General features: G+C 57.8%; 24 protein-coding genes. 15 read left to right on the top strand and 9 right to left on the bottom strand.

Annotated elements, in window-relative coordinates; genetic code table 11:
* Positions 1 to 14 precede the first annotated feature (14 nt).
* A complete protein-coding gene (locus tag MDG893_RS03845; protein WP_040474238.1) occupies positions 15 to 2,153 on the bottom strand; it encodes an adenosylcobalamin-dependent ribonucleoside-diphosphate reductase in 2,139 nt (712 codons plus the stop codon).
* A gap of 586 nt (positions 2,154 to 2,739) precedes the next feature.
* Here MDG893_RS03845 and MDG893_RS03840 point away from each other — a divergent pair.
* Complete coding sequence (locus MDG893_RS03840) at positions 2,740 to 3,549, top strand: DUF6160 family protein (protein ID WP_007152409.1); 810 nt, start codon at positions 2,740 to 2,742, stop codon at positions 3,547 to 3,549.
* Between the two features lie 61 nt (positions 3,550 to 3,610).
* On the opposite strand, the gene MDG893_RS03835 is transcribed toward MDG893_RS03840, so the two are convergent.
* The 3 genes from MDG893_RS03835 to MDG893_RS03825 form a co-directional block, all read right to left on the bottom strand.
* Positions 3,611 to 4,405 carry an ABC transporter ATP-binding protein gene (locus tag MDG893_RS03835; protein ID WP_007152408.1) on the bottom strand — a complete coding sequence of 265 codons (795 nt, stop codon included), beginning with the start codon at positions 4,403 to 4,405 and terminating at the stop codon, positions 3,611 to 3,613.
* 9 nt (positions 4,406 to 4,414) lie between these two features.
* The gene (locus tag MDG893_RS03830) at positions 4,415 to 5,317 is read right to left on the bottom strand and encodes an ABC transporter permease (RefSeq protein WP_007152407.1); all 903 of its coding nucleotides are present in this window, start codon (positions 5,315 to 5,317) and stop codon (positions 4,415 to 4,417) included.
* Positions 5,318 to 5,378: 61 nt separating this feature from the next.
* Positions 5,379 to 6,365 carry an ABC transporter substrate-binding protein gene (locus tag MDG893_RS03825; protein ID WP_007152406.1) on the bottom strand — a complete coding sequence of 329 codons (987 nt, stop codon included), beginning with the start codon at positions 6,363 to 6,365 and terminating at the stop codon, positions 5,379 to 5,381.
* Between the two features lie 299 nt (positions 6,366 to 6,664).
* Between MDG893_RS03825 and MDG893_RS03820 the strand changes: the two genes are divergently transcribed.
* The gene (locus tag MDG893_RS03820) at positions 6,665 to 8,332 is read left to right on the top strand and encodes an AMP-binding protein (protein WP_007152405.1); all 1,668 of its coding nucleotides are present in this window, start codon (positions 6,665 to 6,667) and stop codon (positions 8,330 to 8,332) included.
* A gap of 72 nt (positions 8,333 to 8,404) precedes the next feature.
* Complete coding sequence (locus MDG893_RS03815) at positions 8,405 to 8,890, top strand: thioesterase domain-containing protein (protein ID WP_007152404.1); 486 nt, start codon at positions 8,405 to 8,407, stop codon at positions 8,888 to 8,890.
* A gap of 36 nt (positions 8,891 to 8,926) precedes the next feature.
* Here MDG893_RS03815 and MDG893_RS03810 read toward each other — a convergent pair whose 3' ends face one another.
* A complete protein-coding gene (locus MDG893_RS03810; protein ID WP_007152403.1) occupies positions 8,927 to 10,609 on the bottom strand; it encodes an ABC transporter permease in 1,683 nt (560 codons plus the stop codon).
* Between the two features lie 88 nt (positions 10,610 to 10,697).
* Positions 10,698 to 11,711 (bottom strand): Fe(3+) ABC transporter substrate-binding protein, encoded by a 1,014-nt coding sequence (locus MDG893_RS03805; protein ID WP_007152402.1) that lies wholly within the window; start codon positions 11,709 to 11,711, stop codon positions 10,698 to 10,700.
* Between the two features lie 196 nt (positions 11,712 to 11,907).
* Between MDG893_RS03805 and MDG893_RS03800 the strand changes: the two genes are divergently transcribed.
* From MDG893_RS03800 to MDG893_RS03790, 3 genes are all read left to right on the top strand, one after another.
* A complete protein-coding gene (locus MDG893_RS03800) occupies positions 11,908 to 12,180 on the top strand; it encodes a PilZ domain-containing protein (protein ID WP_036208246.1) in 273 nt (90 codons plus the stop codon).
* Positions 12,181 to 12,195: 15 nt separating this feature from the next.
* Positions 12,196 to 12,792 (top strand): hypothetical protein, encoded by a 597-nt coding sequence (locus MDG893_RS03795; RefSeq protein ID WP_007152400.1) that lies wholly within the window; start codon positions 12,196 to 12,198, stop codon positions 12,790 to 12,792.
* A 180-nt stretch (positions 12,793 to 12,972) separates the two neighbouring features.
* Positions 12,973 to 14,280, top strand: coding sequence for a cyclic di-GMP phosphodiesterase (locus MDG893_RS03790; RefSeq protein WP_040474237.1), 1,308 nt, complete (start codon positions 12,973 to 12,975; stop codon positions 14,278 to 14,280).
* Positions 14,281 to 14,302: 22 nt separating this feature from the next.
* Here the strand turns inward: MDG893_RS03790 and MDG893_RS03785 are convergent, their stop codons facing one another.
* The gene (locus MDG893_RS03785; RefSeq protein WP_040474236.1) at positions 14,303 to 15,439 is read right to left on the bottom strand and encodes a hypothetical protein; all 1,137 of its coding nucleotides are present in this window, start codon (positions 15,437 to 15,439) and stop codon (positions 14,303 to 14,305) included.
* 257 nt (positions 15,440 to 15,696) lie between these two features.
* On the opposite strand from MDG893_RS03785, the gene MDG893_RS03780 reads away from it, so the two are divergent.
* Genes MDG893_RS03780 through queF form a run of 3 tightly spaced genes read left to right on the top strand, consistent with a single transcriptional unit; the run spans position 15,697 to position 18,255 of the window.
* Positions 15,697 to 16,644 carry an ABC transporter ATP-binding protein gene (locus tag MDG893_RS03780; protein WP_007152397.1) on the top strand — a complete coding sequence of 316 codons (948 nt, stop codon included), beginning with the start codon at positions 15,697 to 15,699 and terminating at the stop codon, positions 16,642 to 16,644.
* The gene (locus MDG893_RS03775; protein ID WP_007152396.1) at positions 16,641 to 17,414 is read left to right on the top strand and encodes an ABC transporter permease; all 774 of its coding nucleotides are present in this window, start codon (positions 16,641 to 16,643) and stop codon (positions 17,412 to 17,414) included. The genes MDG893_RS03780 and MDG893_RS03775 overlap by 4 nt, the downstream gene beginning before the upstream one ends.
* A gap of 22 nt (positions 17,415 to 17,436) precedes the next feature.
* The gene (gene queF / locus MDG893_RS03770) at positions 17,437 to 18,255 is read left to right on the top strand and encodes an NADPH-dependent 7-cyano-7-deazaguanine reductase QueF (RefSeq protein WP_007152395.1); all 819 of its coding nucleotides are present in this window, start codon (positions 17,437 to 17,439) and stop codon (positions 18,253 to 18,255) included.
* 18 nt (positions 18,256 to 18,273) lie between these two features.
* Here queF and MDG893_RS03765 read toward each other — a convergent pair whose 3' ends face one another.
* Both MDG893_RS03765 and MDG893_RS03760 read right to left on the bottom strand, forming a co-directional pair.
* A complete protein-coding gene (locus tag MDG893_RS03765; protein ID WP_007152394.1) occupies positions 18,274 to 19,710 on the bottom strand; it encodes an adenylate/guanylate cyclase domain-containing protein in 1,437 nt (478 codons plus the stop codon).
* A complete protein-coding gene (locus MDG893_RS03760; RefSeq protein ID WP_007152393.1) occupies positions 19,711 to 20,022 on the bottom strand; it encodes an Mpo1-like protein in 312 nt (103 codons plus the stop codon).
* Positions 20,023 to 20,180: 158 nt separating this feature from the next.
* Here MDG893_RS03760 and MDG893_RS03755 point away from each other — a divergent pair, with 158 nt between their 5' ends.
* From MDG893_RS03755 to MDG893_RS03730, 6 genes are all read left to right on the top strand, one after another.
* Positions 20,181 to 20,738, top strand: a complete 558-nt coding sequence (locus MDG893_RS03755) for a nitroreductase family protein (protein ID WP_040474235.1) — start codon at positions 20,181 to 20,183, stop codon at positions 20,736 to 20,738.
* A gap of 204 nt (positions 20,739 to 20,942) precedes the next feature.
* Positions 20,943 to 21,341, top strand: a complete 399-nt coding sequence (gene flgB / locus MDG893_RS03750) for a flagellar basal body rod protein FlgB (RefSeq protein WP_007152391.1) — start codon at positions 20,943 to 20,945, stop codon at positions 21,339 to 21,341.
* Between the two features lie 34 nt (positions 21,342 to 21,375).
* On the top strand, positions 21,376 to 21,825 hold the full coding sequence (gene flgC / locus MDG893_RS03745; RefSeq protein ID WP_007152390.1) for a flagellar basal body rod protein FlgC: 450 nt from the start codon (positions 21,376 to 21,378) through the stop codon (positions 21,823 to 21,825).
* Between the two features lie 18 nt (positions 21,826 to 21,843).
* On the top strand, positions 21,844 to 22,518 hold the full coding sequence (locus MDG893_RS03740) for a flagellar hook assembly protein FlgD (RefSeq protein WP_007152389.1): 675 nt from the start codon (positions 21,844 to 21,846) through the stop codon (positions 22,516 to 22,518).
* A gap of 26 nt (positions 22,519 to 22,544) precedes the next feature.
* A complete protein-coding gene (locus MDG893_RS03735) occupies positions 22,545 to 24,443 on the top strand; it encodes a flagellar hook protein FlgE (protein WP_040474234.1) in 1,899 nt (632 codons plus the stop codon).
* Between the two features lie 82 nt (positions 24,444 to 24,525).
* Positions 24,526 to 25,278: a flagellar basal body rod protein FlgF gene (locus MDG893_RS03730; RefSeq protein ID WP_007152387.1), complete on the top strand. Its 753-nt coding sequence runs from the start codon at positions 24,526 to 24,528 to the stop codon at positions 25,276 to 25,278.

Genomic DNA, 25,278 nt, shown 5'->3' with positions numbered 1-25,278 from the left:
GTCGGTTCCCGGGATCAGTATTTGCCGTAGGTGCCTTCTTTAAGCGCATCAAACAGGTTGGCGGCGTTATGGAGCTCGCCGTCGTACTCCACCTGTTCGTTGCCCTTGAGGGTCACCTTGCTGCCGTCGTCCAGGGTGAATTCGTACAGTGTGTTTTCCAGGTCTTTCTCCTGAACCAGCACGCCCTGGAAGGCTTCCGGGTTAAAGCGGAAGGTGGTGCAACCCTTCAGGCCTTTGTCGTAGGCGTACATGTAGATGTCTTTGAAGTCCGGATACGCGAAGTCCTGGGGCACGTTGGCGGTCTTGGAGATGGACGAGTCCACCCACAGTTGGGCCGCGGCCTGGATGTCCACGTGCTGCGCCGGCGTCACGTCTTCAGACGTGGTGAAGTATTGGGGCAGGCGCTTGTCTTCTTCTTCGGAGAAGGGCATTGCACCGGGGTTAACCAGGTGGCGATAGGCCAGCAGCTCGAAGGAGAATACGTCGACTTTTTCCTTGGTCTTGCGCCCTTCGCGGATGATGTTGCGCGCGTAGTGGTGCGAGAAGCTCGGCTCGATGCCGTTACTGGCGTTGTTGGCCAATGACAGGCTGATGGTGCCGGTGGGCGCGATGGAGGTGTGGTGCGTGAAGCGGCCACCTTTCTCGGCCAGTTGCTCGATCAGCTCCGGCTCTACGCCGGCGATCTGCTGCATGTACTTGCTGTACTTGGCGTGCAGCACCTTGCCTTTGAGCTTGTCGCCCAGCTTGTAGCCGTCCTGGGACAGCTGCGGGCACTTGGTCAGCATCTTTGGAGTAACTTCAAACTCGTCATCCATGATCGGCGCCGGGCCTTTCTCTTCGGCCAGGGCCAGGGACTGGCGCCAGCCTTCCACGGCCATTTCACGTACGACTTCTTCGGTAAACTGCACGGACTCGGACGAGCCGTAAGGCATACGCAGCATAGCGAGGGTGGAACCCAGGCCGAGAATGCCCATGCCGTGGCGGCGCTTGTAGGTGATTTCGTGGCGCTGCTCTTCCAGCGGCAGGCCGTTGATTTCCACTACGTTGTCCAGCATGCGGGTGAAGATGCCCACGACTTTGCGGTACTTCTCATAGTTGAAGCTGGCCTTGTCGGTGAACGGGTAGTCCACGAACATGGTCAGGTTCACAGAGCCCAGCAGGCAGCTGCCGTACGGGGGCAGGGGCTGTTCGCCACAGGGATTGGTGGCGCGGATGTCTTCGCAGAACCAGTTGTTGTTCATCTGGTTGACCTTGTCGATCAGGATGAACCCTGGCTCGGCGTAGTCGTAGGTGCTGGTCATGATGGTGTCCCAGATAAACTGGGCTTTCAGGGTGCGGTAGATGCGGCACGCAACCTTGCCTTCGCCATTGACCACGTAACCTTTCTGGATCGGGAAGTCGCGGTACACGAACTGGGTGGTGTCGGACAGGTCCAGGCCTTCGTCTTCCACTTCTTTCTCGGTGACCGGGAACGACAGGTGCCAGTCGTCGCCGTTGCGCACGGCTTCGATGAAGTCTTCGGTGATCAGCAGGGACAGGTTGAACTGGCGCAGGCGACCGTCTTCACGCTTGGCCTGGATGAAGTCGATTACGTCCGGGTGGTGCACGTCGAAGGTGGCCATCTGCGCGCCACGGCGGCCACCGGCGGAAGACACGGTGAAGCACATGCGGTCGAAGATATCCATGAACGACAGCGGGCCGGAGGTGGTGGCACCAGCGCCGGCCACGTAGGCGCCGCGGGGGCGCAAGGTGGAGAATTCATAACCAATACCGCAACCGGCTTTGAGGGTGAGGCCGGCTTCGTGGTTTTTCTCCAGGATGTCGTTCATGGAGTCCTGAACGGAGCCAGACACGGTGCAGTTGATGGTGGACGTGGCTGGTTTGTGGGCTTCCGCGCCGGCGTTGGAGGTAATACGGCCAGCGGGGATGGCACCGTGGCGCAGAGCCCAGACGAATTCTTTCTTGTGCTTGGCGCGGTTGGCTTTGTTTTCCACTTCGGCAAGGGCAGTGGCAACACGCTCGTAGGTTGCTTCGATGTCCTTATCGACGGGTTCGCCGGTCTTGGTTTTCAGTTGGTACTTGCTGTTCCAGATGTCCAGCGAAGCTTCCTGCATCGGGATTGTCGTTACCACTGCCTGTGCTTTAGCGTTCATTGCCACCCTCGGATGTCCGGTATGTCTTTTGATGACCGCTGCAAACCGCAGCCGGCCATACCCCATGTGTCGTTAAGATGTCTCGGCCTGGAAGGCCGGTTGTGCTTCAGATCCGGTGAAACACTAGATCTGGTGTTTTTATTACCCGCTGCCAACTCCGGAAAGGGCGCAACAGCGGGTTTTCAGGAAAGATGGTCACCCGCGTGGTCCACTGGTGCGCCGCTTGTGGTTGGCTGGCCGTGTAAACCCTATATATGGGTGAATATAGAATGAGTATAACAGGATATAGTGGTCTGTGAATAAGAAGACAACTATAGATTGCGGCCCATCGCGAAAGAAAATCAATGGATGAATGCTTGAAAATCATGAAATGCCCGTAGAAACGCCGTCTTGAGGCGTTTTTCTGAAAACCACTAGATGTTGTGGTCAAAAACTGTGCAGAAAAAAATCTGAAAAAAGTTCAAAAGGTCAGTTAAATGTGACCGGTGCACGTACCCGTTTTATACCTGTCGCTAAAGTAGTGATGTGGCGTCGTAAGAGGTAGTGGCCCACAGGAAGTGAAAACTACTATAAAAGGAACATAATAATGAAAGGCCTGAAACGAACACTGCTTGCGCTGGGCGTCGCAGGGTTGCCTGCTGCCGCAATGGCAGACATTGTGATGCTGGAAGACAACGCAATGGGGAACATTACCGGCCAGGCCGGTGTGTCCATTGAGCTGGAAACCAAGATCAATATGGATCGCTTTATCTATACCGATGAAGGGTCACTGACTATCAGCGATATCAGCATCGGGGGCGCGGAACGGACAGACTTCTTTGGCTTCAATGGCCTGGGTGGACCGGATTCCAATGACCTGCTGGACAACATCCGTATCGATATTGACGTGCTTGCCGACGGCGATGCGGCCATCAATATCCGCCCGCAATACTTCAACGCCATTGATTTCCGTGTCACCTCCGGTGCGTGGGAATTGTGGGGGCAGGGCGGCCAGAACACGGCGCTGATGGACAACCTGTTCATTGAAGGTGTTTTGGGGCGTGGCTCTATTCACATTGATACAGACACCGACGTCATGAGGCTGCGTTCTGCGTTTGCGATTGAGGTGATGGATTTCGATGTGCCGTTTGCGGCCGTGGGCATTCGTGGCCTTTCATTGACCGGTGCGGACTACGACCAGACCTTCCCGAGCGTGTTGGACCTGTTCGCGGAAGTGGACCTGTACATCTACAACGGCCAGCGTGCAGACGGTGGTTCCTCCCTGGCGATCGATATGCCCAGCTTTGCGGCGGACATCGGAATGCAGGAGGTGATTGTGGGGCAGGCCTCGATCGGCCAGATCTTTATTGATGACCTGGCGATCACCAATACCCAGATGCGGGTGTACGGTCACTAGTGACCAAACTGTCTACGGGGCATGTAAGGTGCCCCGTAGACGAGTTTGCCGGCGAGCGTGATTAGCCCAACAACAAACTGTCGTCGTCCACTTCCAGCCCGCGCTGCTTCTCGAACAGTTCCAGCAGGTCTTTCACTTCCAGTCCTTCCCGGTCCTGGCCGGCGATGTCGAACACCACCTGGCCCTGATGCAGCATCACTGTGCGGTCGCCCACTTCCAGCGCCTGTTTCATGCTGTGGGTGACCATCAGCGCGGTGAGCTTCTGTTCTTCAATGATCTGTGTGGTCAGGTCCAGCACGAAGGAGGCGGTTTTCGGGTCCAGCGCGGCGGTGTGTTCGTCCAGCAACAGGATGGCGGAGGGTGTCAGGCTGGCCATCAACAGGCTTACGGCCTGGCGCTGGCCGCCGGAAAGCAGGCCCATCTTGTCGCCCAGCCGGTTTTCCAGGCCCAGGTTGAGGGAGGCCAGGCTGGATTTGAACTGGTCCATGTAGCGGGCTTTTACGGCTGCGCTCAGCCCACGGCGCTGGCCACGTTTGATGGCCAGGGCCAGGTTTTCCTCGATGGTCAGGCCTTCACAGGTGCCCGCCAGCGGGTCCTGGAATACGCGGGCTACCCGGCCGGCGCGTTTGTGGGTGGGCAGCTTTGTTACGTCCTGGTTGTCGACGATGATGTTGCCGCTGTCCACCATCACCTCACCGGCGAGGGCGTTGAGGAAGGTGGATTTGCCGGCGCCGTTGCTGCCAATCACGGTGACGAATTCGCCCTGGTTGACGGTCAGGCTCATGCCTCGAAGGGCCGGGTTTTCCAGCGGCGTGCCCTTGCCGAAGGTGAGGGTCAGGTCGGTTGCTGTAATCATGCTTCCTCCTCAGGCCTTTTTGCGGGTAAACCGCGCGGCAACGGACGTGCGAACACCGGGCAGCACAATGGCCAGGGTGACCAGCACGGCGGTGATCAGGTTCAGGTCCTGGGCCTGTAGCCCCAGGAAGTCAGCGTTCAGCGCCAGGGCAATGGCCAGGCGGTAGACGATGGCGCCGATCACACAGGCAATCAGGGCTCGGAGAACCGTAGACGGCGTAAGCACGGCTTCACCACCGATCAGTGAGGCCAGGCCGATCACGATCACGCCCACACCCATGGTCACATCTGCAGCGCCCTGGCTCTGGGCGAACAGGGCACCGGCGAGGCCTACCAAGCCGTTAGAGACGGCAACCCCCAGCACAATCATGGCACCGGTGGCGATACCTTGTGCACGGGCCATTCGCGGGTTGGCGCCGGTGGCGCGCATGGCCAGCCCGGTTTCGGATTTCATGAAACGCCACAGCAACAACAGGCTTACCATCACCACGATGATAAACAACAGTACCGGCACCTGATGGTAGGCAAGGCCAAGGTCGTACCAGGGTGTGAGCACGGTTTCCTCGGTGAGCAGGGCAATGTTGGGCCGGCCCATGATGCGCAAGTTCACAGAGTACAGCGCGATCATCGTGAGGATGGACGCCAGCAGGTTGAGAATGTTGAGTTTGACGTTCAGCAATGCGGTTACCGCACCGGCACCCATGCCGGCGATAACGGCGGCGCCGGTGGCCAGCCAGGGGTTAACGCCTTCAATGATAAGGACGGCTGCCACGGCGGCGCCCAGGGGAAAGCTGCCGTCCACGGTCAGGTCCGGGAAGTCCAGTACGCGAAACGAAAGGTAGATACCGAAGGCGACCAGCCCGTAGATCAGGCCGGTTTCGATGGCGCCATAAAAGGCAATGTTACTAAGCATGGGATAGGGTCACCGTAAATGAAAACGGGCAGCCCTTGTGAGGCCGCCCGCTAACAGTGGGTTACTTGTCGCTGTTTACGACTTTTTTCGCGTCGCTGATCAGGTCGTCGGACAGGGTAATGCCCATGCGCTCTGCGGCAGCGGGGTTCACGAACAGTTCCAGGGTGTCCACGGATTCCACATCCATGTCACCGGGGTTGGCACCTTCCAGAATGCGGGCCACCATGGCGCCGGTCTGGCGGCCGTGGTCGTAGTAGTCGAAGCCAAGGGCAGCAACGGCACCACGGCCGACGGTGGCGGTGTCAGCGGCGAAGACCGGAATGCTGGCACGCTCGCCCACGGAGATGACGGCTTCCACGGCGCTGATCACGGTGTTATCGGTGGTCAGGTAAATGGCGTCTGCTTTGCCAACCAGGGAGCGGGCAGCACCGAGCACTTCGGAGGTTTTGGTGGCGGCGGCTTTAACCAGTTCCATGCCACGGGCCTGCAGGCGCTCTTCGAGCAGTTCCACCAGTGCTACCGCGTTGGCTTCGCCGGGGTTGTACACCGTGCCGATGCGCTTGGCGTCCGGTACTACGCGTTCGAGCAGGTCAAGGTGGCGTTCGATGGGCAGCATGTCGGTCACGCCGGTGATGTTGGCTCCCGGAGCCTTCAGGCTTTTCACCAGTTTGGCGCCCACCGGATCGGTCACGGCGGAGAACACCACAGGTGTCTGGCGAGCGGCGGCGACCATGGTCTGTGCCGACGGTGTAGCGATGGCGACGATCACGTCCGGGCCTTCACCCACGAATTTGCGGGCAATCTGTGACGCTATGGCGGCGTTGCCCTGGGCGCTTTCGTGCATGATACGAACCTGTTCGCCGTCGTTATATCCCTGTGCTTCCAGTTCGTCCCTGATGCCCTGGTAGACAGCATCCAGTGCCGGATGCTCCACAATCTGGGTGATGGCGACTACTCGCTGTTCGTCGCTCAGTGCAATGGCGGGTGCCATGGCCGCCATTGCCAGTAGGGCGGTGCCGATCAGCGTGCGCAGAATCTTGTTGGCCATAAACCGGTCTCCGGGTCTGTTCTGACTGTTTGGCGCGCCGGGAGATCGAACGCGCGTTTTATAATGGGGCGGGAGTTTATCACAGGCTATTGGATTGATGGGTAAGGGAAGGTACCTTTTACAGGGATTTGCGCGGCAGTATGCCGGCTGAAAGTACATGTGAAGTGGAATAGTTTTAGTTCCGTCACGTTTTGACGGTGACGGCTGTGGTGAAATAGGCTACTAAAGTCTAATGCAGTGCAGCCCTTACATACTAAAAACACCGATAACTCAAAAATAACACAACGCAAGGAAGGTCCATGGACACCACTGACAAACTCCCCCTGGATATGGTTTATCACTGGGAAAACGCCAAGGCGGATTCCCTGTACATGACTCAGCCCATTGGCGACGGCAAGGTTGTTGAATACACCTGGAAACGTGCGGTGGACGAAGCCCGCCGGATGGCCTCGTACCTGAAATCCCTGAACCTGCCGGAGAAGAGCCGGGTCGGCATCGTTTCCAAGAACTGCGCACAGTGGATCATGTCGGACTGGGCAATCTGGATGGCGGGCCATATCTCCGTGCCACTGTACCCGACCCTGAACGCGGACACGGTGAACTACATCCTTAACCACAGTGAATGCGAAGTTCTGTTTGTCGGTAAGCTGGACGACTGGGACCTGATGAAGTCCGGCGTGCCGGAGTCCGTGCGTTGTATTTCTTACCCACTGAGCCCGCCCAACGATTTTGAAACCTGGGACGACCTTGTGGGCAAGTACCCGCCACTGGAAGAGAACACCCAGCGGGATGCGGATGAGCTGGCCACCATTGTGTACACCTCTGGCAGCACCGGCCGGCCGAAGGGCGTTATGCTGAGTTTCCGCAACATGGCGTTTGCGGCCGCCGGTGGCACCCAGGTGCTGGGCGTTGGCGCGGAAGAGCGCATGCTGTCCTACCTGCCGCTGGCGCACGTTTTCGAGCGCACGTTTGTGGAGTTGGGCTCGCTGTACTCCGGTTTCCAGCTGTTCTTTGCCGAGTCGTTGGACACCTTTGTCCAGGATCTGCAGCGGGCACAGCCCACGCTGTTCCTGTCAGTGCCCCGTCTATGGGTGAAGTTCCAGCACGGCGTTCTGCAGAAGCTGCCCAAGGAGAAACTGGAAAAGCTGCTGAAGGTTCCGCTGCTGAACAAGCTGATCAAGAAGAAGGTGCTCAAAGGGCTGGGCCTGAACAAGGTCAAACTGGCGGGCAGTGGCTCCGCCCCCCTGTCCAACGATGTACTGGACTGGTACCGCAACCTGGGGCTGGAACTGCTGGAAGGCTACGGCATGTCCGAGAACTTTGCCTATTCCCACATGAACAAGCCTGGCCGTTCCCGCACCGGCTACGTAGGTGAAGCGCTACCCGGCGTGGAAATGAAGATCAGCGACGAGGGCGAAGTGCTGGTGAAGAGCCCGGCCACCATGATGGGGTATTACAAGGATGAAGAGAAAACCCGCGAGACGTTCTCGGAGGACGGTTTCCTGAAAACCGGCGATAAGGGCGAAATCGACGAGATGGGGCGCCTGAAGCTGACTGGCCGCATCAAGGAAATCTTCAAGACCAGCAAGGGTAAGTACATCGCCCCCGCGCCGATCGAGAACCGCCTGATGTCCCACGAGGCCATTGAGATGGTATGTGTCTCTGGCGCCAACCAGACACAACCCCACGCGCTGGTAATGCTGGGCGAGGAGATTCGTCCGAAGATGGCCGATGAAGCCTTCCGCAAGGACATTGAGGCCAGCTTCAAGAAGTTGATTGCGGACGTGAACAAGACCGTGGACCCCCACGAGCAACTGGCGTTCATTACCGTAGTCAGCGATGAATGGTCCATCGAGAACAGCTTCCTGACGCCCACCCTGAAACTGAAGCGCAATGTGGTGGAGGATGCGTACCAGGAAAATGTGGACACCTGGTACGCAAAACGTGAGCCGGTCATCTGGCAGTAGAGAAAACCGACGTAAGTCGCATAGGGAAAGCATTGAAACGGGCATAAACTGAAGACATATTCAGGAGGGAATATGACTCAGTTAGCCCGGTTTCAGAAACGCATTCATGACATGATTCCGCTCTCCGAAGCGTTGGGTGTGGAGCTGGTTTCCTATGACGGCCACGCGTTATTGGTCAGTGCTCCGCTGGCTCCCAACCACAACCATCAGGGGACTGGCTTCGGGGGGAGTGTTTACTCGGTTGCGGTGATTTCCGCCTGGGGATTGGTTGAACTGGTATTGACTGACCTTGGGCTGGCCGGAAACGTGGTGATCCAGGTCGGTGAGATCGAGCACATTGACCCTGTAGACACGAACTTCTTCGCCCTGTGCCGCCTCCCCGGCGGCGAAGTCCCTGACCGATTCCGAAAAAGCCTGGCCCGCCATGGCAAGGGCCGGCTTTCCCTGATTGCTGAAGTGTACTGCGGCGAACCCACCACGGAGCCCGTCAGAGAACCCGTTGCGGTTTTTCAGGGCCGCTTTGTGGTTCAGGGTGCGCATTCCCGTTCGGTGATCTAGGCGGAATTCCCGGCTGTCGGGTGAAGGCGGCGAACGTCAGCTAATGGCCCGGGTGTCGGAAATGGACTTGCTCATCAGGATGATCGGAATGATGCCGGCCAGCACGATGATCAGCGCCGGCAGTGCGCTGTGGGCCAGTTTTTCGTCTGAGGCAAACTGATAAACGTAGGTGGCCAGGGTTTCAAAGTTGAATGGCCGCAGGATTAACGTCGCCGGCAGTTCCTTCATGCAGTCCACGAATACCACCAGCGCGGCCGTAATCAAGGTGCCGCGCAGCATTGGCAAATGAACCTTCAACAGTGTGTTGCCCGGTGAATGCCCCAGGGAGCGTGAAGCCATGTCCATGCTGGGTGTAATTTTCTGCAGGGCACTTTCCACACTACCGGCGGAAACTGCCAGGAAGCGAACGGTATAGGCGAACACCAGGGCAAAGGCGGTACCACTCAGCAGCAGCCCACTGCTGACCCCGAAGTTGTCCCTCAGGATGCCATCCACCCAATTGTCGAAACCTGCCAGCGGCACAATCACCCCCACTGCGAGCACGGCGCCGGGCATAGCGTAGCCCAGGCTGGACAGCCGCATCATCACGCGCATGCCCCGGGTATCGTGCAGGCGGCGGCTGTAGGCGAGGGTGACCCCGATGATCAGCGTGGTCAGCGCGGCGGTTCCCGAGAGAAACAGGCTGTTCAGCGTGTTGCGGACGAAGTCCGGGTTCCAGCTCTCGTCGAAGTATTCCCAGGCATAGTGACCAAGGGTGGCAGCCGGCAACAGGAAGCCGAAGATCACCGGAACGAGGCAAACGGCTACACAGACAAATTGGCGCGGGCGTGACAGGGTGAAACGACGGATTGGCTCGCGGTTGTCCCGCGCCGCGAACTGTTGCTGTTTGCGCCGGGAATAGCGCTCCAGGGTAACCAGGATAACGACGAAGGCCAGCATGGTGGTGGCAATCTGCGCGGCGCCTCCCAGGTTCCCCAGGTTCATCCAGGTGTCGAACAGGCCGGCGGTCAGGGTTTGCACGGCGAAGAAATCCACCGTACCGAAGTCGTTCAGGGTTTCCATCAAGACCAGCGACAGGCCAACCGCAATGGCAGGCCGTGCAATCGGCAGCACCACCCGGAAGAAGGTGCTGATGGCAGAATGTCCCAGGCTGCGGCTGACCGCAAACAGGGAAGGGGATTGCTCCAGGAACGCAGCCCGTGCCAGTAGGTACACATAAGGGTAGAGCACCAGGCCGATCATCAGGGTGGCGCCTTCCAGGCTGCGAATTTCAGGGAACCAGTAGTCGGCGGCGTTGCGCCAGCCAAACCAGTCCCGCATGGCGGTCTGAACCGGTCCGGCGTAGTCCAGAAGGCTGGTATAGACATAAGCGATGACATAGGCCGGCACCGCAAAGGGCAGCAGCATGGCCCATTCAAAAAACTTTCGGCCGGGAAAGTCGCACATGGTGACCGCCCAGGCGCTGGCGAGGCCGATTACCAGCGTGATGAAAGCCACGCCGGCCATGAGTTGGAGTGTGGTGACCAGATAGCGGGGAAGCGTGGTGTTCAGCAGGTGAGGCCAGATGTTTTCTTCCGGAAACAACGCCAGGATAAGTACCGACAGTACCGGAAGCGCCACGATAGCGGTGGTCACTGCGGCGGTGATCAGCCAGCGTTTCGAGGTCCTTTTTGCCAGCAGGGGGTATCTCGCCCCGGTCTGTTCAATGGCCTCGGACATAGGTTTCCTTTGGGTGAATTGGGAATAGGGTGCGGATTGTACAAAAAAGCCGGGACCTGAGTCCCGGCTTTTTCAACACATGGCTGGTTTAGTTGTCGTAATCGACGCGATCAACCATCTTCACCGCTGCGCTGCGGTTCTCCGCGATTTCCTGGAGAGACAGGTCGTCCGGGTTGATCTCACCCCATTCGGCCACCATGCCGGAGGGTTTTACGCTGGGGTTGGCCGGATATTCGGTGTTGGCCTCGGCGTAAATCTGCTGTGCCTTCGGCTCTGACAGGAACTCCATCAGGCGAATGGCGTTGTCACGGTTAGGCGCACTTTTGGTCAGGGCGATACCGCTGATGTTGATGTGTGTGCCACGGCCATCTGCGTTCGGGAACACCAGGCGGACGGACTCGGCGGCCTCGCGCTGGTTCTCGTCGTTCAGCATGTTGCCGTAGTAATAACTGTTACCGATAGCAATGTCGCACTCGCCGGCATGGATGGCCTTGATCTGGTCGCGGTCACCGCCCTGGGGCTTGCGTGCCAGGTTGTCTTTCAGGCCTTCCAGCCACTCTTCAGTGGCTTCTTCGCCATGGTGAGCGATCATGGAGGAGAACAGGGCAATGTTGTAAGGGTGCTTGCCGCTGCGGGTACAGATGCGGTCATCCCACTTTTCATCCGCCAGTTGCTCGTAGGTAGTGATCTCGCCTTCTTCAACACGCTCCTTTGAGGCATAGATCAGCCGGCCGCGGGTGGTGAGGGCGAACCACTTGCCATCAGGATGACGCAGGTTTTGCGGGATATTGTTCTGGAGAGTGTCGTTCTCGATACCTTCAACGAGGTCGCGCTCGACCAGCTCGTTGATGCGGGAGATGTCCACCGTCATCACCAGGTCCGCAGGGCTGTTGCGTCCTTCACGCTCCAGTCGCTCGGCCAGGCCTTTCTTGGCGAAGACCACGTTGGTTTCGATACCGGTTTCTTCCTGGAACGCGTTCAGCAGCGGTTCCAGCAGGTAAGCCTGGCGGTAGGAGTAGATGTTGACCTCGCCGTCAGCGCTGGCCTGCAGGGGCAGCGCGCAGGCTGCTGCGATGGCAGTCGCCGCAAGTTTCATTTTCATGGTGGGACTTCCTTTTTGGTTTTGGGTAAGGGGTGATCTTTAAATGTGTAGTGAGACGTAATGGTAGTTAACAATGCCAACTATTCTTATTTGTGTTGCGCTGAGTGTCAATACACCGTTGCCAACTTATCGCGGAAATGGTGTTATGCTTCGGAAGACTATAAAAACTATGTAAAAAGTGGTGGGCCTACAGACTATGGTTGGGAATGATCGAAGAGTGCACGGTCGCACAGCAATGAGTGCGAAGGTTCGGGTTACCCATGAAGAACTTGGTGAATTCGTGTTCTCAACCAGGGACATTTCCGATGGCGGCGTTTTTATCGTCGTCGACACCGAACCCTTCGCACCGTCGATCGGTGACAGCGTTCAGGTTCAGGTGCAGGGCCTTCCGGTACCTGCACCCGTGCTGGATATGGTGGTGGTGCGTAAGACCAACGACGGTTTTGGCCTACAGTTTGCGGATCAATAGACGGTTTTCACCTGAATGACATTCAACAGATACTTCTTTTTCATGAGGCCTTTCGCCGCCGTTCTGCCACTTGTCCTGAGTGGGTGCGCATCCTACTACACACACTATGCGGTGTTTCCCGCAGAGAATTCTGCTGGCGAAGACCGCCAGGTGAAATTGACGTGGCAGACTGCCGAATACCCCGGCTGGTGGGTGGCGGATAACCAGTCCACACCCATTACCGTTGAAACCCAATGCAGTGCCCGTGAATGGCGTTTGGTGGATGACAGTCATGCTGCTGCTGATCAATCCTGCGGCGAGGGTATCCGGGCCTGCGGTAGCGAAGGGCTGGACCGTGTTGCCCGCACGGGCGCGTCGGCGGCTGGCAAGCGCTGCATGACGATTAGTGCCGGTGATCCGGCGGCACGCGTCACTGATATTGGTTCGTCACTGGATCTGCTGGTGTCCTGTGAGCCCGTCAAGACCGTTCGGGGTAGTGGCGATGATGCCGAGAACATCGACTATATCCGGGCTTCAGCGGTGCCTTACACTATCTATAGCCGCAAATCCCCCCGTGGATCACTTCACGCCCGGCCGCCTGAGCTGGATGATTCGGTTTGTGACGACGAATAGCCCGGCAACGACCTGTCAGTAATGTGAATGGTGTCACATTGCTACAATTTGTTTCCTGATGATAGTTTCAGTTACTCCCTGTCGCGTTCCGGTTACTTCACACTACATAAATGTAATGGACTCTTTCGGAGCGGGCGTCACAATAGTGATTATCGATTCGTGCACGTGTAGAGGTGCCCCGTGGGAGTCCGTCAAAAGAAAATTGCTGTACACGATCTGGAGATTGGCATGTTTGTGTCCGATCTCGATCGCCCGTGGCATCAGACGCCTTTCCCCATCCAGGGCTTTCACATCCGCTCCCAGAACGACGTGCGTTCGCTGGTCACTCATTGCAAGTGGGTGATTATCGATGAGGCCGAGGTTCGCGAGGCCATCGAACAGACCAAACCTGGAAAGCGTGTCTTCAGCCGCACGACCAAACGCTCAGGGCATGAGCGCGAATCGGTCCAGTTGCCGCCGCTCAACATCAAGGAGCCGGTCAAGTACGACACCGTAACGACCATGCGTAAAGAGCTGAAGGTGTCCAGGAAGCTGATGATGGATGCGGAGGCGTCGCTGAATCAGGTTTTTGAGGCTGTTCGTCAGCATGAAGCGCCAGACCTTAGAGGGGTGGCCATCGTCACCCAGAAAATGGTTTCCAGCGTTGTTCGCAACCCTGACGCCATGCTGTGGCTTAGCCGCACCCGTCACCATGACAACTATACCTATCGGCACTCCCTGAATACGGCTGTATGGGCACTGGTCTGTGGTCGTCAGTTGGGCCTGAACGAAGGCCTTCTCAATCACCTTGGGATGGGCTGCCTGCTGTCTCAGGTCGGCAAGCTGGACCTTCCTGCCCGCATTCTTGCCAATGAGGGCAAACTGGATTCCGAGGACTTCTCCGTGTACCGCACCTACGTGGAACGCGGCGTTACGAAGCTTGCAGACAGCGGCTTATCCCGCGCGGTTCTCAGTGTTGTTCAGGGCCACCGCGAACGGCATAACGGATCTGGTTTCCCGGAAGGTGTCCGGGGCGACCGGATTCCTCTGCTGGCCAAAGTGGCTGGGCTGTCGGAGTATTTCGAGACACTGATTGGCCCGCGGACTTCAGCGGAGCCCATGACGCCGGCCCGTGCGGTCACACTGTTGTATGAGATGCGCAACATAGAATTCCAGGAGGACCTGGTGGAGCAGTTTATCCAGGCCATTGGCATTTACCCCACCGGCAGCCTGGTTGAACTGAACGACGGCCAGCGCGGCATTGTGGTTTCTCATGCGCCTGAGCGTCGGTTGTGGCCGAAGGTGATGGTGATGACGGACTGCGACCGCCGGCCGTTGAAGTCCGCCCGGATCGTGGACCTTGCAAAATACAATGAAGGGCGTGGCGCACATGACACTCTGACAGTGGCCGAGTGCCTGCCCCATGGCACGGAAGGGTTGAACCCGGAGCACTACGACGTGACTGGCGCCGAATCCCGCTGGAACCTGTCACGCATTGTCGGCGCCTGATACGGCTCGGGTTATCGAGCAATTATTGAATAAGTACCCTGAGCTGTTTCTTCACCCATCGGTAGGTACCCTCGGGGCGGAAGTTCACCAACAGCTCGGATTCTCCTCCGGATTCACCCGCAACAAAATACTCCACAGACGCTGACTGCCAGTCGAAAGAGTGCACCACCACATCCTGATCGCGGGTGCTGATGGCTTCGATGGTATCCAGTTGCGGCTGATCGGCTATCTTGCGTACCCGCACGGTTTTGATGGCGGTATCCGAAGCGGGGAATTCCGCCACATAATCGTCCAGGTAATAACGATTGGCCAGTCGGGTGGTGATGGTATCCAGTTCGCGCGTGAGATAACCCTCAGCGTTCTCGACGTCGACATCCTCAAGGCTGCGGACGGCGTTGAGGATGCGGTCACGTTTGCTTTGCAGATCTTCCCGATACTCGACGTCTTCGTCACGATCCTCTTCTTCTTCCGGGCGGGGGTCCGCGTTGGCGATTTCCTCTTCCGTGGGTGGGTCTTCGCAGAGCTCATCGTCGGCTGGATAGAAGCAGATGCTTTGAAGCAACTGGTTGGCGGGAGACGGGGAGTTGCCGCCTTGTGCGAAATCACTTTCGGGAACGTTGAAGTCGATCGGCGCGTCCAGATCGGGTAGTGCGGCATTCAGTTGCGTAATAACCCGCTCCCGTATGTCGATGCCCTGGCCGCTGGAGAGGTTCAGGCTCCAGTTGAGCGCCAGTAGAAACCGCGTCATGTTGATCAGGGTAACCTCATCCTGGATCAGTTGCTGCTCTGTCAGTCGGTGGTTCTGCAGTCCTTCGTCGGTGGTGCCTGGTATCTCCAGCGCGGTCCGCACGTCCGGGAAGAATTCCAGAGGCGTGACAATGGACCGCGCGGGGACGCCATCCGCCAGTTGCAGGTTGCCAACGCGAAGGCTGAGCCGTTCACCGGGGTAGTAGTTGAAGCGTCCGTTGGCGTCGGTGGTGCCGTTGCGGCTGGCGGTGGAATAGGTGAGCCCGGAGATACCTGCCGGCATGAGCTGTCCGGTGCGTGAACCGTCATCTCCGCCGCTGCCGTCGCCACCGAAGCACCCGGCCAGCAGGACCGTTAATGCGAGGGGGCAAATCAGAGACGGTAATGCAGATGTGAAGTGAGCGGATCTCATGGTGGCGCGTACATTCCCTGGCGTTCGGTCGGTGGTGCAAGACCTTTTGTAAGTTGTTGTAACCGGCATTATAAGGACGGCACTGGTGCCATATCGGGAAACCTGTCGCAGTTTGGGGTTTTAGTCGGTGTAGTGGGATTGCGCCGAACTACTTGAATTTCACTTTCCGGGCCTCCAGTTATAGCTTTTGTTTTTACTACTCCACTATTGGCCGCGGCAGCAGCATTGTCAGTGGCCCCTGCAGCTCTGGATTCACTATGACCAACGCACTTGAAATCGAAGGTCTGGTCAAGACCTATGGCGACGGCTTCCAGGCCCTGAAAGGGATTGACCTGCATGTCGCCGAAGGTGACTTTTTTGCCTTGCTTGGCCCCAACGGGGCGGGGAAGTCCACCACCCTTGGCATTGTTTGTTCACTGGTGAATAAAAGCGCGGGCAAGGTTCGCGTATTCGGCTCTGACATCGATACCCATCTATCGGACGCCAAACTGAACCTGGGTGTTGTGCCCCAGGAGTTCAACTTTAACCAGTTTGAGAAGGTGTTCGACATCGTGACCACCCAGGCGGGCTATTACGGTATTCCTCTGAAGAAGGCATCGGAGTCCGCGGAAAAGTACCTTCGCCAGCTTGGGCTTTGGGACAAGCGCAATACGCCGGCCATGATGTTGTCTGGGGGCATGAAACGGCGGCTGATGATTGCCCGGGCGCTGGTGCACGAACCCAAGCTGTTGATCCTGGATGAGCCCACGGCCGGGGTGGATATCGAGTTGCGCCGCTCCATGTGGACGTTCCTGGAAGAGATGAACCGACAGGGCACCACTATCATTCTGACCACCCACTACCTGGAGGAAGCGGAAGCCCTGTGTCGCAACATTGCCATCATTGATCACGGCAAAATCCTGCGTCACACCAGCAAGCGAGCATTGCTGCAGCAGTTGAGCTCTGAAACCTTCGTGCTTGATACAGCGGAGCCGCTTGAGGAGGCGCCGGTGCTTGAAGGGTTCTTCAGTCACATGGATGACGAGGGTGCCCTGGTGGTGGATGTGGAAAAAGGTCAGAGCCTGAACGGCATGTTCGTCCAGTTGGAAGAGCAGGGCGTTCGCGTGGTCAGCATGCGCACGAAGGCAAATCGACTCGAGGAGCTGTTTATCCGCATGGTTGAGGACAACAACCCCCGTAACACCACACAGGGAGAAACCGCATGAGAACGGATGCGATGCTGACTGCCTATAAAACCATCGTCACCCGTGAAATCCGTCGCTTCATGCGGATATGGCCACAAACCCTGTTGCCACCGGCGGTCACCATGACGCTGTACTTTATTATTTTCGGCAACCTCATTGGCTCGCGCATTGGGGTGATGGGCGGCTTCGATTATATGGCGTTCATTGTTCCAGGGCTGATCATGATGTCGGTGATCACCAGTTCCTACGCCAACGTGGTGTCGTCGTTTTTCTCCATGAAGTTCCAGCGCAGCATTGAGGAGTTGTTGGTATCACCTGTACCAAACTGGGTGATCCTTGCCGGTTATGTGACCGGTGGGATGTCCCGGGGCTTGGGCATTGGATTGATCGTAACGCTGCTGTCCCTGGGCTTTACGCAGCTGTCGATCCATCATCTGCCAATGGTCATCCTGACGGTGTTCCTCACATCGGCGCTGTTTTCGTTGGGTGGCTTTATCAACGCCATGCTCGCGACCAAGTTTGATGATATTTCCATTGTGCCGACGTTTGTTCTGACACCGTTGACGTACCTGGGCGGGGTGTTCTACTCCATCGACCTGCTGCCGGGGTTCTGGCAAGGGGTGTCGATGATCAACCCGATACTCTACATGGTGAATGCCTTCCGCTACGGTATTCTGGGCGTGTCGGATGTTAATCCCTACGTTGCCCTTGGTATGATTTTGCTGTTTATTGCCATTCTGTCTGCCATTTCCCTGCGCATGTTGGCGCGCGGTAAAGGCATACGTCACTGATGAACGTTTCCCAGGATTGATCATGGCCCTTATTGACGCCCCGCTGGGCAAGTCCAGCGACTACCCGGATGCCTACGATCCGCAACTGCTGTTTCCCGTGGCACGGGAGGAAAACCGTCGCCGCATCGGGCTGGAGGATGGTCGCTGGCCGTGGTTCGGGGAAGACCTGTGGCAGGCCTGGGAGATTTCCTGGTTGCGCAGCGGTGGTGTGCCTGCAGTGGCCTGGGCGGAAATCCGGGTGCCTTCGGCGTCGCCGTCCATTATTGAGTCGAAGTCCCTCAAGCTGTATCTGAACTCCCTGAACCAGACAGTGTTTTCCTCTGCCGACCAGGTCCGGGACGTGATTGCCCGCGACCTGTCCAGCGCGAGCGGCGCCGCGGTGCAGGTAGATCTGCACAGTGTTGATCAGGGGGCGAGGGCGGTCGGTCGGCCGGAAGGCTTTGTGCTGATCGACGATGAGGACGTGGACTCCGTGGGTTACGACTATAACCCGGACAGCCTGCAGGCGGCTGGTGAGGTGGTGTCGGAAAAACTGTGTTCCCACCTGCTGAAGAGCAATTGCCCGGTGACCGGCCAGCCGGACTGGGCAACGGTGCTGATTGACTACACCGGTCCGGCGATGGACCGGGCAGGGCTACTGCAATACATAGTGAGTTTTCGCCAGAAGCAGGACTTTCATGAGCATTGTGTGGAAACGATGTTTACCGACCTGATGACCCGTTGTCAGCCGCAGAAGCTGTCGGTTTGCGCCCGTTATACTCGGCGGGGTGGCCTTGATATCAACCCCTGGCGCAGCACCGACCCGGAAGAGGCGGTGGGGCCACGGCTGATCAGGCAGTAGATGTCACGGCGGGAACGGTCAGGAATCTTCTTCCTGGCGTAGTCGCTCAGCGGCGTCCTCAAGCGCAGACAGGATGGATTCCCGCTCCCGTTCGGTGATTTTTTCCGAATCCAGGTACATGGCAAAGCCGCTGCGTTCGTGCTCAAGGAAACTGCGGTTGGGGCCCATGTCGCGGCGGAAATCCACCACTTCGTAGATGGACACCGGGCGGCCGAAGCCTTTCACGGTGATCTCGCCCTTGTCGCGGCACATGATGCGGTCCTTGATCAGCGAGAAGGTTTCGTAGGAGATCAGGATTTCACCGGGTTCAGCCAGGGATTCCAGGCGGCTGGCCAGGTTCACTTCCTTGCCGATGATGGTGTAGTCCATGCGGTTCTCGGCGCCGAAGTTGCCAACGGTGGTGTAGCCGGTGCTGATGCCCATGCGGATTTCCAGTGGTGTTTTGATGCCCTGGCTGCGCCATTTCTGCCGCATGATTTTCATGTGTTTGCGCATTTCCACCGCCATGGACACGCAGGCGAATGCGTCCTCCTTCTGTCCCCGGCTAGTGGGATCGCCGAAGAAAATCATGATGGAGTCGCCAACGAACTTATCGATGGTGCCGCCGTATTTGAGGGCCACTTCCGACATTTCGTTGAAGTAGTGGTTCAGCAGTTCCGTCAGAGCTTCCGGCTCCATTTCTTCGGAGAGTTCTGTAAAACCCTTGATATCGGAGAAGAAGACGGCCAGTTTCTTGCGTTGCGTTTCCAGCCGCACGTCCCTTTCACCGGTAAAGATGGACTGCCACACCTGCGGTGACAGGTACTTGGACAGTTTGTGGGACAGGGCGATGGACTGCTCCCGCTGATTCTGGATCTGGGTTTTTGCCATCATCAGCGCGCGGGCCTGCTGGTGGGAGTAGAACGCAGTCACGCAGATATAGAGGCCGGTGGCACTGATCGCGATAATGCTGGTGATCATCGGCGATTGCAGCGACTCGGCGGGGCCCACAATGGCAACGCCGATGGCGCCGCAAGCCGCCATGATCATGGTGCCAAACAGCCACTGGCGGATGCCGCCCACGATCAGGCAACTGAACATCAGCATCAGCGCGACGGCGACCGAGGGTATGGCAATCAATCCAATGCAGCCGACGAATCCGCCTCCGATGGCACAATCCGTTAACAGCATTTTCTGGCGAATACGGGATGAGTTACGGAGAAACGTCCGCCGGGTAAGTTGGTGGGCGATGTGCGGCCAGGTCAGTGCGCCTGAAAGCAACCACAGCATCCACAGGCCGAAGACATCCTGCAGCACGCCTGAGACAATAATGCCAGCCGTCGCCGTATACGCCAGTATCCTACCGTTGTAATCCGGCATGGGCGGGATGGCAATCGGATGGTTCTGCGAGTCAAGTACGGAGGCCTTGCTGGCACTGGTACTGGCGTTACGCAGGTCGATCGGTGCGCTCATCATTCAGAAACGGATCCGCCCGATGAGCATGTCCCTGAACATCACCCAATCGCCCATAAGGCTGTACAGTGGGTGTTTAAAGGTGGCGGGTCGGTTTTTCTCGAAACCGTAGTGGCCAATCCAGGCAAACCCGTAACCGATGAGGGGCAGGAGCAACAGATAGAGGAACTTGGCCGTTACAATGGCGTAGAGTGCAACGAGGATGACCAGTAGACTGCCGACGAAGTGAAGTCTGCGGCAGTTCACATCGCTATGTTCTTCGAGGTAGTACGGATAGAAGTCCGCGAAATCGCGGAATGTTTGCTGTTGGCTCATAGGGCGTCTACCGGCTCGCTTATCGTTTTTAAGGTAGATAGTACTCTCTGATAGTGGAAAGTACTTAGACTAAAGACTAACAGTAAACCATCCGTGCCACAATTCATACGGTCGTTTGGCCCGAACTGACGTATTGAAATCAATCACAGCGAGGCGATATGACAGCAGTAATGGAAGCCCTGGTAAAACGATCTTCAGAGCCACGCCTGGAGGCGCCAGCACCGGACCCGGCAACGCTTGAAAATGCCTTTGCCTGCGCCGCGAGGGCGCCGGACCATGCGTTGCTGAGGCCCTGGCGGTACCTGATTATTGAGGGAGACGAGGCATTGAACGCCCTGGGTGAATTGTTTGCCACCACCTGTGGCGACGGCGCCTCGGAAAAGGAGCGGGAAAAACGCTGCAAGAAGGCACTGCGGGCGCCTATGGTGATCGTGGGCATTGCGTCTTACCAGTCCCATCCCAAAGTGCCGGAGATCGAGCAGTCCATGTCGGCCGCGGTGGGGATGGGGTATTTGTTGCTGGCTCTTGAATCCGCCGGTTTTGGAGGCATGTGGCGTACCGGTGCCATGGCGCACGATCCAGCTATCAAGCGAGGCTTGGGGCTGCAGGACAATGAGATCATAACCGGGTTCCTGTATACCGGCAGTGTCAGTGCGAACAAGCCCAGCATACCCAGGCCTGAACCCAAAGAGTTTGTCAGGCGCTGGCCCCACTAGTTGCCGCCCCGTTGCCCCCGCCCCCGGCGCGGGGGAAATCCCTTGCCGCTTTCCGCCCTAAATTTACGATTCTGATAAGCCGATACCTGCCTCAGCCCGCACACCGCAACACCTCCTGAAAACTGGCATTGCGATTGCTTTTACCTCTGCAAGAACGCACAAACGGCAAAACGACCAACGCCGTGTGCAGGAATCGGAGGCACTATGGCAATTTCCCTGGACAAAGCATTAGGCATTCATCAGCACGCCCTGGAAGGCAGGATAAAGCGTGCGGAGGTGCTGGCCAACAATCTCGCCAACGCTGATACCCCGGGCTACAAAGCGCGGGATGTGGACTTTCAGGCGATGATGCAGAAGGCCCAGGACAGCATGAGTGGTTTCGGCATGACCCGTACCCACGAGTCTCACATGGACACCTCGTCCATGGGTGCCGACAGCGAATTACTCTATCGGGTACCTCACCAGCCCTCTGTGGACGGAAACACGGTGGATGCCCAGCAGGAGCAGACCCGCTTCATGCGCAACGCCATGGATTACCAGGCCAGTTTCCAGTTCCTGGACGGAAAGGTTTCAGGTATCAAAAAGGCACTCTCTGGCCAGTAAAACTGGGCGCAGCCACTAATTGAGGAGCACCATCATGTCTCTGGGTAATATTTTCGACATCGCCGGTTCCGGTATGACAGCCCAGTCGCTGCGGCTGAACACCACTGCGTCCAACATCGCGAATGCTGAGACCGCCAGTTCCAGTACGGACCAGACCTATCGCGCCCGTAAGCCTGTTTTTGCGGCAATACAGCAGTCCATGTTGAATCCGTCTCAGCAGAGCCTGGCGTTTGGAAGCGACACAGGCCCGGGTGCAGGCGTCCGGGTCGAAGGCATCGTCGAGAGCGACGCCGAGTTACAGATGCGCTACGAGCCCGATCACCCCGCCGCGAACGAAGATGGGTACGTGTTCTATCCCAACGTCAACGTGGTTGAGGAAATGGCGGACATGATGTCGTCGTCGCGCAGCTTCCAGATGAACGTGGACATTATGAACAGCGCCAAATCCATGATGCAGCGCATCCTGACCCTGGGTCAGCAGTAACCGAGCGAGGATTGAATCATGAGCGCAGTTAACCCGGCAGACGCCTCGGATGTGCTGAGCAAATTTCGGCTACAGCAGGAGCAGACGGCCAAGGGAAGCGAGCTTGGCAAGAACGAGTTCATGGAATTGATGATCGCGCAGCTCAAGAACCAGAACCCTCTTGAGCCGCAGGATAATGGCGAATTCATCTCCCAGCTGGCGCAGTTCAGCTCCCTGGAAGAAATGCAGAGCCTGTCCGGCAGTGTCGACGACATGGCCAGCCAGTTCCGGTCCACCCAGGCACTGCAGGCCTCCGCAATGGTCGGGCGTACGGTGTTGGCACCGTCATCTATTGGTGTGCTCGGTGCGGACGGTGAAATCTCCGGCAACGTGTCGGTTCCGGCCACCACGTCAGGGTTGAGGATATCCATTGAGAATGAGTCCGGTGAAAGGGTACGGCAAATCGATATGGGAGAGCAGCAGCCAGGCCAGACAGCGTTCAACTGGGACGGCAAGGATGGCAACGGCAACAGTTTGCCACCAGGACGCTACAAGGTGGTGGCAGAAGCTTCATACCCCGGCGGGCTTGAGCAACTGGGCACCATGGTCAGTGCCAATGTCGACAGTGTGTCGCTGGGGCAGGGTGGCAGCATTACTCTGAACCTGGCGGGGATGGGCTCGATCGCCCTGCAAGATGTTCAGCAGATTAATTGATACCGGTGAAATTCAAGAGGTGAAGTATGGCTTTTAATACAGGTCTTAGCGGCTTAAGGGCGTCATCGGTGGATCTGGATGTCACCGGTAACAACATTGCCAACGCGAGCACAGTTGGTTTCAAGAGCAGTCAGGCGCAGTTTGGCGATTTGTACGCCAGTGGCTTCCTGAGTGCCGGCACCAATCCGATTGGGGATGGTGTACGGGTACAGGATGTGAAACAGAACTTCGGGCAGGGCAATATCAGTTTTACTGACAACGGCCTGGACCTTGCCATCAACGGCGACGGCTTCTTTGTGCTTAACAACGGCGGTGAGGTGCGGTACTCCCGTGCCGGCCAGTTCGGTATCGACAAAGACGGCTTTGTCACCAACAACCAGAACATGCGCGTGCAGGGCTTCGTGGCCGATGATGACGGCAACCTCTCCGGTATTCGTGGTGACCTGCAGATTGAAACCGATAACCTGGCTCCTCGCCGCACCACGAATCTGCGCTCGGACCTGAACCTGGATTCCCGGGAAACCGTGTTGGAGCGCCGTGTTGCTGATATGGGCGACTATACGGCCCCCGCCGGAGCCACTGGCTTTCCCTCTGAAACCTTCGAAATCACCTACGCAGATGGCAGTGTAGTGAGCGTACCCATCAACGCTGCGGGAGCGACGGATTTCTCAGCGGCTGACGTTGTGGATGTGCTCAATGGGCAGGACGGTCTTTCTGCCTCCGCAACCACTACCTATGAGGGGATGTCCGAGGCGGATTTGAACGCCGCCATTGCGGCTGGCAACTTCAGTTTTGACCTTGCGGTAGGTGGCGTTACTGTGCCCGTGGATACGACGGGTGTGACCGATGCTGCTTCGCTGGTCAGTGCGATTAACAACGCCCAGGCGCCGACGATTTCGGCGTCACTCACAGGCGGTAACCTGAGGTTGATCGACAACCGCGGCAACAACGTCACCGCCGGTTTTACCAGCGACGGCCCGAACCAGGCGCCGGAGACAACCGTTGGCACGGTGAGGCCACAGGCCGATCGGGAGATTACCGATATTGCGTCAACCAGCGGTGCCACGAACCTTACGGATTCATGGAACGCGCGCAATATTGAGATCACCAACCAGTTCAATCCGCTGGATCAGCGTACCTACAACCACGCAACATCGACCACCGTTTACGACAGCCTTGGCAACTCTCACGAGATGACCCAGTTCTACGTGAAGCAACCCGCTCCTGGTAATGGTGTGGGTGTGAGTGAGTGGTCCGTCTACCTGCAGATCGACGGTGAATTCGTGGCCGGTACCGATCAGAACCCCTACCAGGCTCGCTTCGATCAGGACGGGGAGTTGCAGTCCGTGAACGGTGATCCCAATGGCGAGATTCTGATCAGCGACTGGACGCCGAAAGATGCCGACGGCACGCCGAACGGCGCAGATGGCCCTCCAGGACCGGGTGACAATATCACCACGCCCATTCCAGAGCCCCCGACCACTTCGGCGTTCGTGCTGGACCTCGGCAATACCACCCAGTACGGCAGCAACTTTGGGGTGAACGACCAGCGTCAGAACGGGTATGCCACCGGTAGGCTGTCGGGCCTCGATGTGTCGGATCAGGGTGTTCTGTTTGCCCGGTACACCAATGGTCAATCCCAGTCCCTGGGCCAGGTCGCGTTGGCTTCGTTCAACAATACCAACGGTCTTTCGCCGGTGGGCGAAACCACCTGGGTTGAAACCTTCGAGTCCGGCCAGCCGATTATTGGTGCGCCTGATACCGGAACTCTGGGGTCGATCAAGGCCAGCTCCATCGAGGAGTCCAACGTGGACCTGTCGGCGGAACTGGTAAACCTGATCATTGCCCAGCGTAACTACCAGGCCAACGCCAAGACGATCGAGACCTCCGACGCCGTTACCCAGACGGTGATCAACCTCCGCTAATCCTGAAATGTGAACATGGCACAACTCCTGCTAGAACATTGGAAAGACTGGAAACAGTCAATATTCCGGCAGGAGTTTTCCCATGGACAAAGCCCTCTATCTAGGAATGTCCGGCGCCAAGCAGAACATGCTGTCCCAGCGCGCCCACGCCAATAACCTGGCCAACGTCAGTACCACCGGTTTCAAGGCGGATTTCGCCCAGGCCCGCAGTATGCCCGTTTTTGGTGAGCACCATCCCACCCGTGCCTATGCCATGGCCGAGAGGCCTGGAACAGACCTGTCCGCCGGTGCATTGATGGACACTGGTCGCAAGCTGGACGTTGCCGTTGAGGGCGATGGCTGGCTGGCCGTGCAGAATCAGCAGGGCGAGGAAGTATTCACCCGTTCCGGCAGCATGCAGATCGACGTCAATGGCCTGATGCGTCTCTCCAGCGGAGAGATGGTCATGGGGAATGGCGGACCGGTGGCACTGCCGCCGTTCGATAACGTGCAGATTGGCGCGGATGGAACCATTTCCGTGGTTCCTGTTGGCGGTCCGCCGGATCAGCTGGTTGAAGTGGATCGACTGAAGCTGGTGAACCCTCCCCGGGACGCGCTGGAAAAAGGCGTAGACGGATTTATTCGTCGCAAGGCGGACCAGGCGCTGGATGGTCCGGAGCCGCCGGATGCCACGATGCGCGTCGCGTCAGGATTTCTGGAGAGCTCTAACGTGAACGCCGTGGAAGAGATGATCTCCAACCTGCAGTTGTCCCGTCAGTACGAAATGCAGGTGAAGATAATGACCACCGCCAACGAGAATGCCGAGGCTTCGGCACGACTGTTGCAGAACCTCTGA

Source organism: Marinobacter algicola DG893 (assembly GCF_000170835.1).
GTDB classification, from domain to species: Bacteria; Pseudomonadota; Gammaproteobacteria; order Pseudomonadales; family Oleiphilaceae; genus Marinobacter; species Marinobacter algicola.
Note: the sequence above shows the minus strand (reverse complement) of the source record. Positions and strands in the feature narration are given on the sequence as shown.

Bases quoted from the DNA above. Each gene is read 5' to 3' on its own strand.
- MDG893_RS03765 (WP_007152394.1), bottom strand. From the start codon at position 19,710: ATGATGAGCGCACCGATCGACCTGCGTAACGCCAGTACCAGTGCCAGC.
- MDG893_RS03830 (WP_007152407.1), bottom strand. From the start codon at position 5,317: ATGCTTAGTAACATTGCCTTTTATGGCGCCATCGAAACCGGCCTGATC.
- MDG893_RS03835 (WP_007152408.1), bottom strand. From the start codon at position 4,405: ATGATTACAGCAACCGACCTGACCCTCACCTTCGGCAAGGGCACGCCG.
- MDG893_RS03740 (WP_007152389.1), top strand. From the start codon at position 21,844: ATGAGCGCAGTTAACCCGGCAGACGCCTCGGATGTGCTGAGCAAATTT.
- MDG893_RS03785 (WP_040474236.1), bottom strand. From the start codon at position 15,439: ATGAGATCCGCTCACTTCACATCTGCATTACCGTCTCTGATTTGCCCC.
- MDG893_RS03780 (WP_007152397.1), top strand. From the start codon at position 15,697: ATGACCAACGCACTTGAAATCGAAGGTCTGGTCAAGACCTATGGCGAC.
- flgC (WP_007152390.1), top strand. From the start codon at position 21,376: ATGTCTCTGGGTAATATTTTCGACATCGCCGGTTCCGGTATGACAGCC.
- MDG893_RS03755 (WP_040474235.1), top strand. From the start codon at position 20,181: ATGACAGCAGTAATGGAAGCCCTGGTAAAACGATCTTCAGAGCCACGC.
- flgB (WP_007152391.1), top strand. From the start codon at position 20,943: ATGGCAATTTCCCTGGACAAAGCATTAGGCATTCATCAGCACGCCCTG.
- MDG893_RS03805 (WP_007152402.1), bottom strand. From the start codon at position 11,711: ATGAAAATGAAACTTGCGGCGACTGCCATCGCAGCAGCCTGCGCGCTG.
- MDG893_RS03845 (WP_040474238.1), bottom strand. From the start codon at position 2,153: ATGAACGCTAAAGCACAGGCAGTGGTAACGACAATCCCGATGCAGGAA.
- MDG893_RS03825 (WP_007152406.1), bottom strand. From the start codon at position 6,365: ATGGCCAACAAGATTCTGCGCACGCTGATCGGCACCGCCCTACTGGCA.
- MDG893_RS03815 (WP_007152404.1), top strand. From the start codon at position 8,405: ATGACTCAGTTAGCCCGGTTTCAGAAACGCATTCATGACATGATTCCG.
- queF (WP_007152395.1), top strand. From the start codon at position 17,437: ATGGCCCTTATTGACGCCCCGCTGGGCAAGTCCAGCGACTACCCGGAT.
- MDG893_RS03775 (WP_007152396.1), top strand. From the start codon at position 16,641: ATGAGAACGGATGCGATGCTGACTGCCTATAAAACCATCGTCACCCGT.
- MDG893_RS03760 (WP_007152393.1), bottom strand. From the start codon at position 20,022: ATGAGCCAACAGCAAACATTCCGCGATTTCGCGGACTTCTATCCGTAC.
- MDG893_RS03730 (WP_007152387.1), top strand. From the start codon at position 24,526: ATGGACAAAGCCCTCTATCTAGGAATGTCCGGCGCCAAGCAGAACATG.
- MDG893_RS03795 (WP_007152400.1), top strand. From the start codon at position 12,196: ATGACATTCAACAGATACTTCTTTTTCATGAGGCCTTTCGCCGCCGTT.
- MDG893_RS03820 (WP_007152405.1), top strand. From the start codon at position 6,665: ATGGACACCACTGACAAACTCCCCCTGGATATGGTTTATCACTGGGAA.
- MDG893_RS03800 (WP_036208246.1), top strand. From the start codon at position 11,908: ATGGTTGGGAATGATCGAAGAGTGCACGGTCGCACAGCAATGAGTGCG.
- MDG893_RS03810 (WP_007152403.1), bottom strand. From the start codon at position 10,609: ATGTCCGAGGCCATTGAACAGACCGGGGCGAGATACCCCCTGCTGGCA.
- MDG893_RS03735 (WP_040474234.1), top strand. From the start codon at position 22,545: ATGGCTTTTAATACAGGTCTTAGCGGCTTAAGGGCGTCATCGGTGGAT.
- MDG893_RS03840 (WP_007152409.1), top strand. From the start codon at position 2,740: ATGAAAGGCCTGAAACGAACACTGCTTGCGCTGGGCGTCGCAGGGTTG.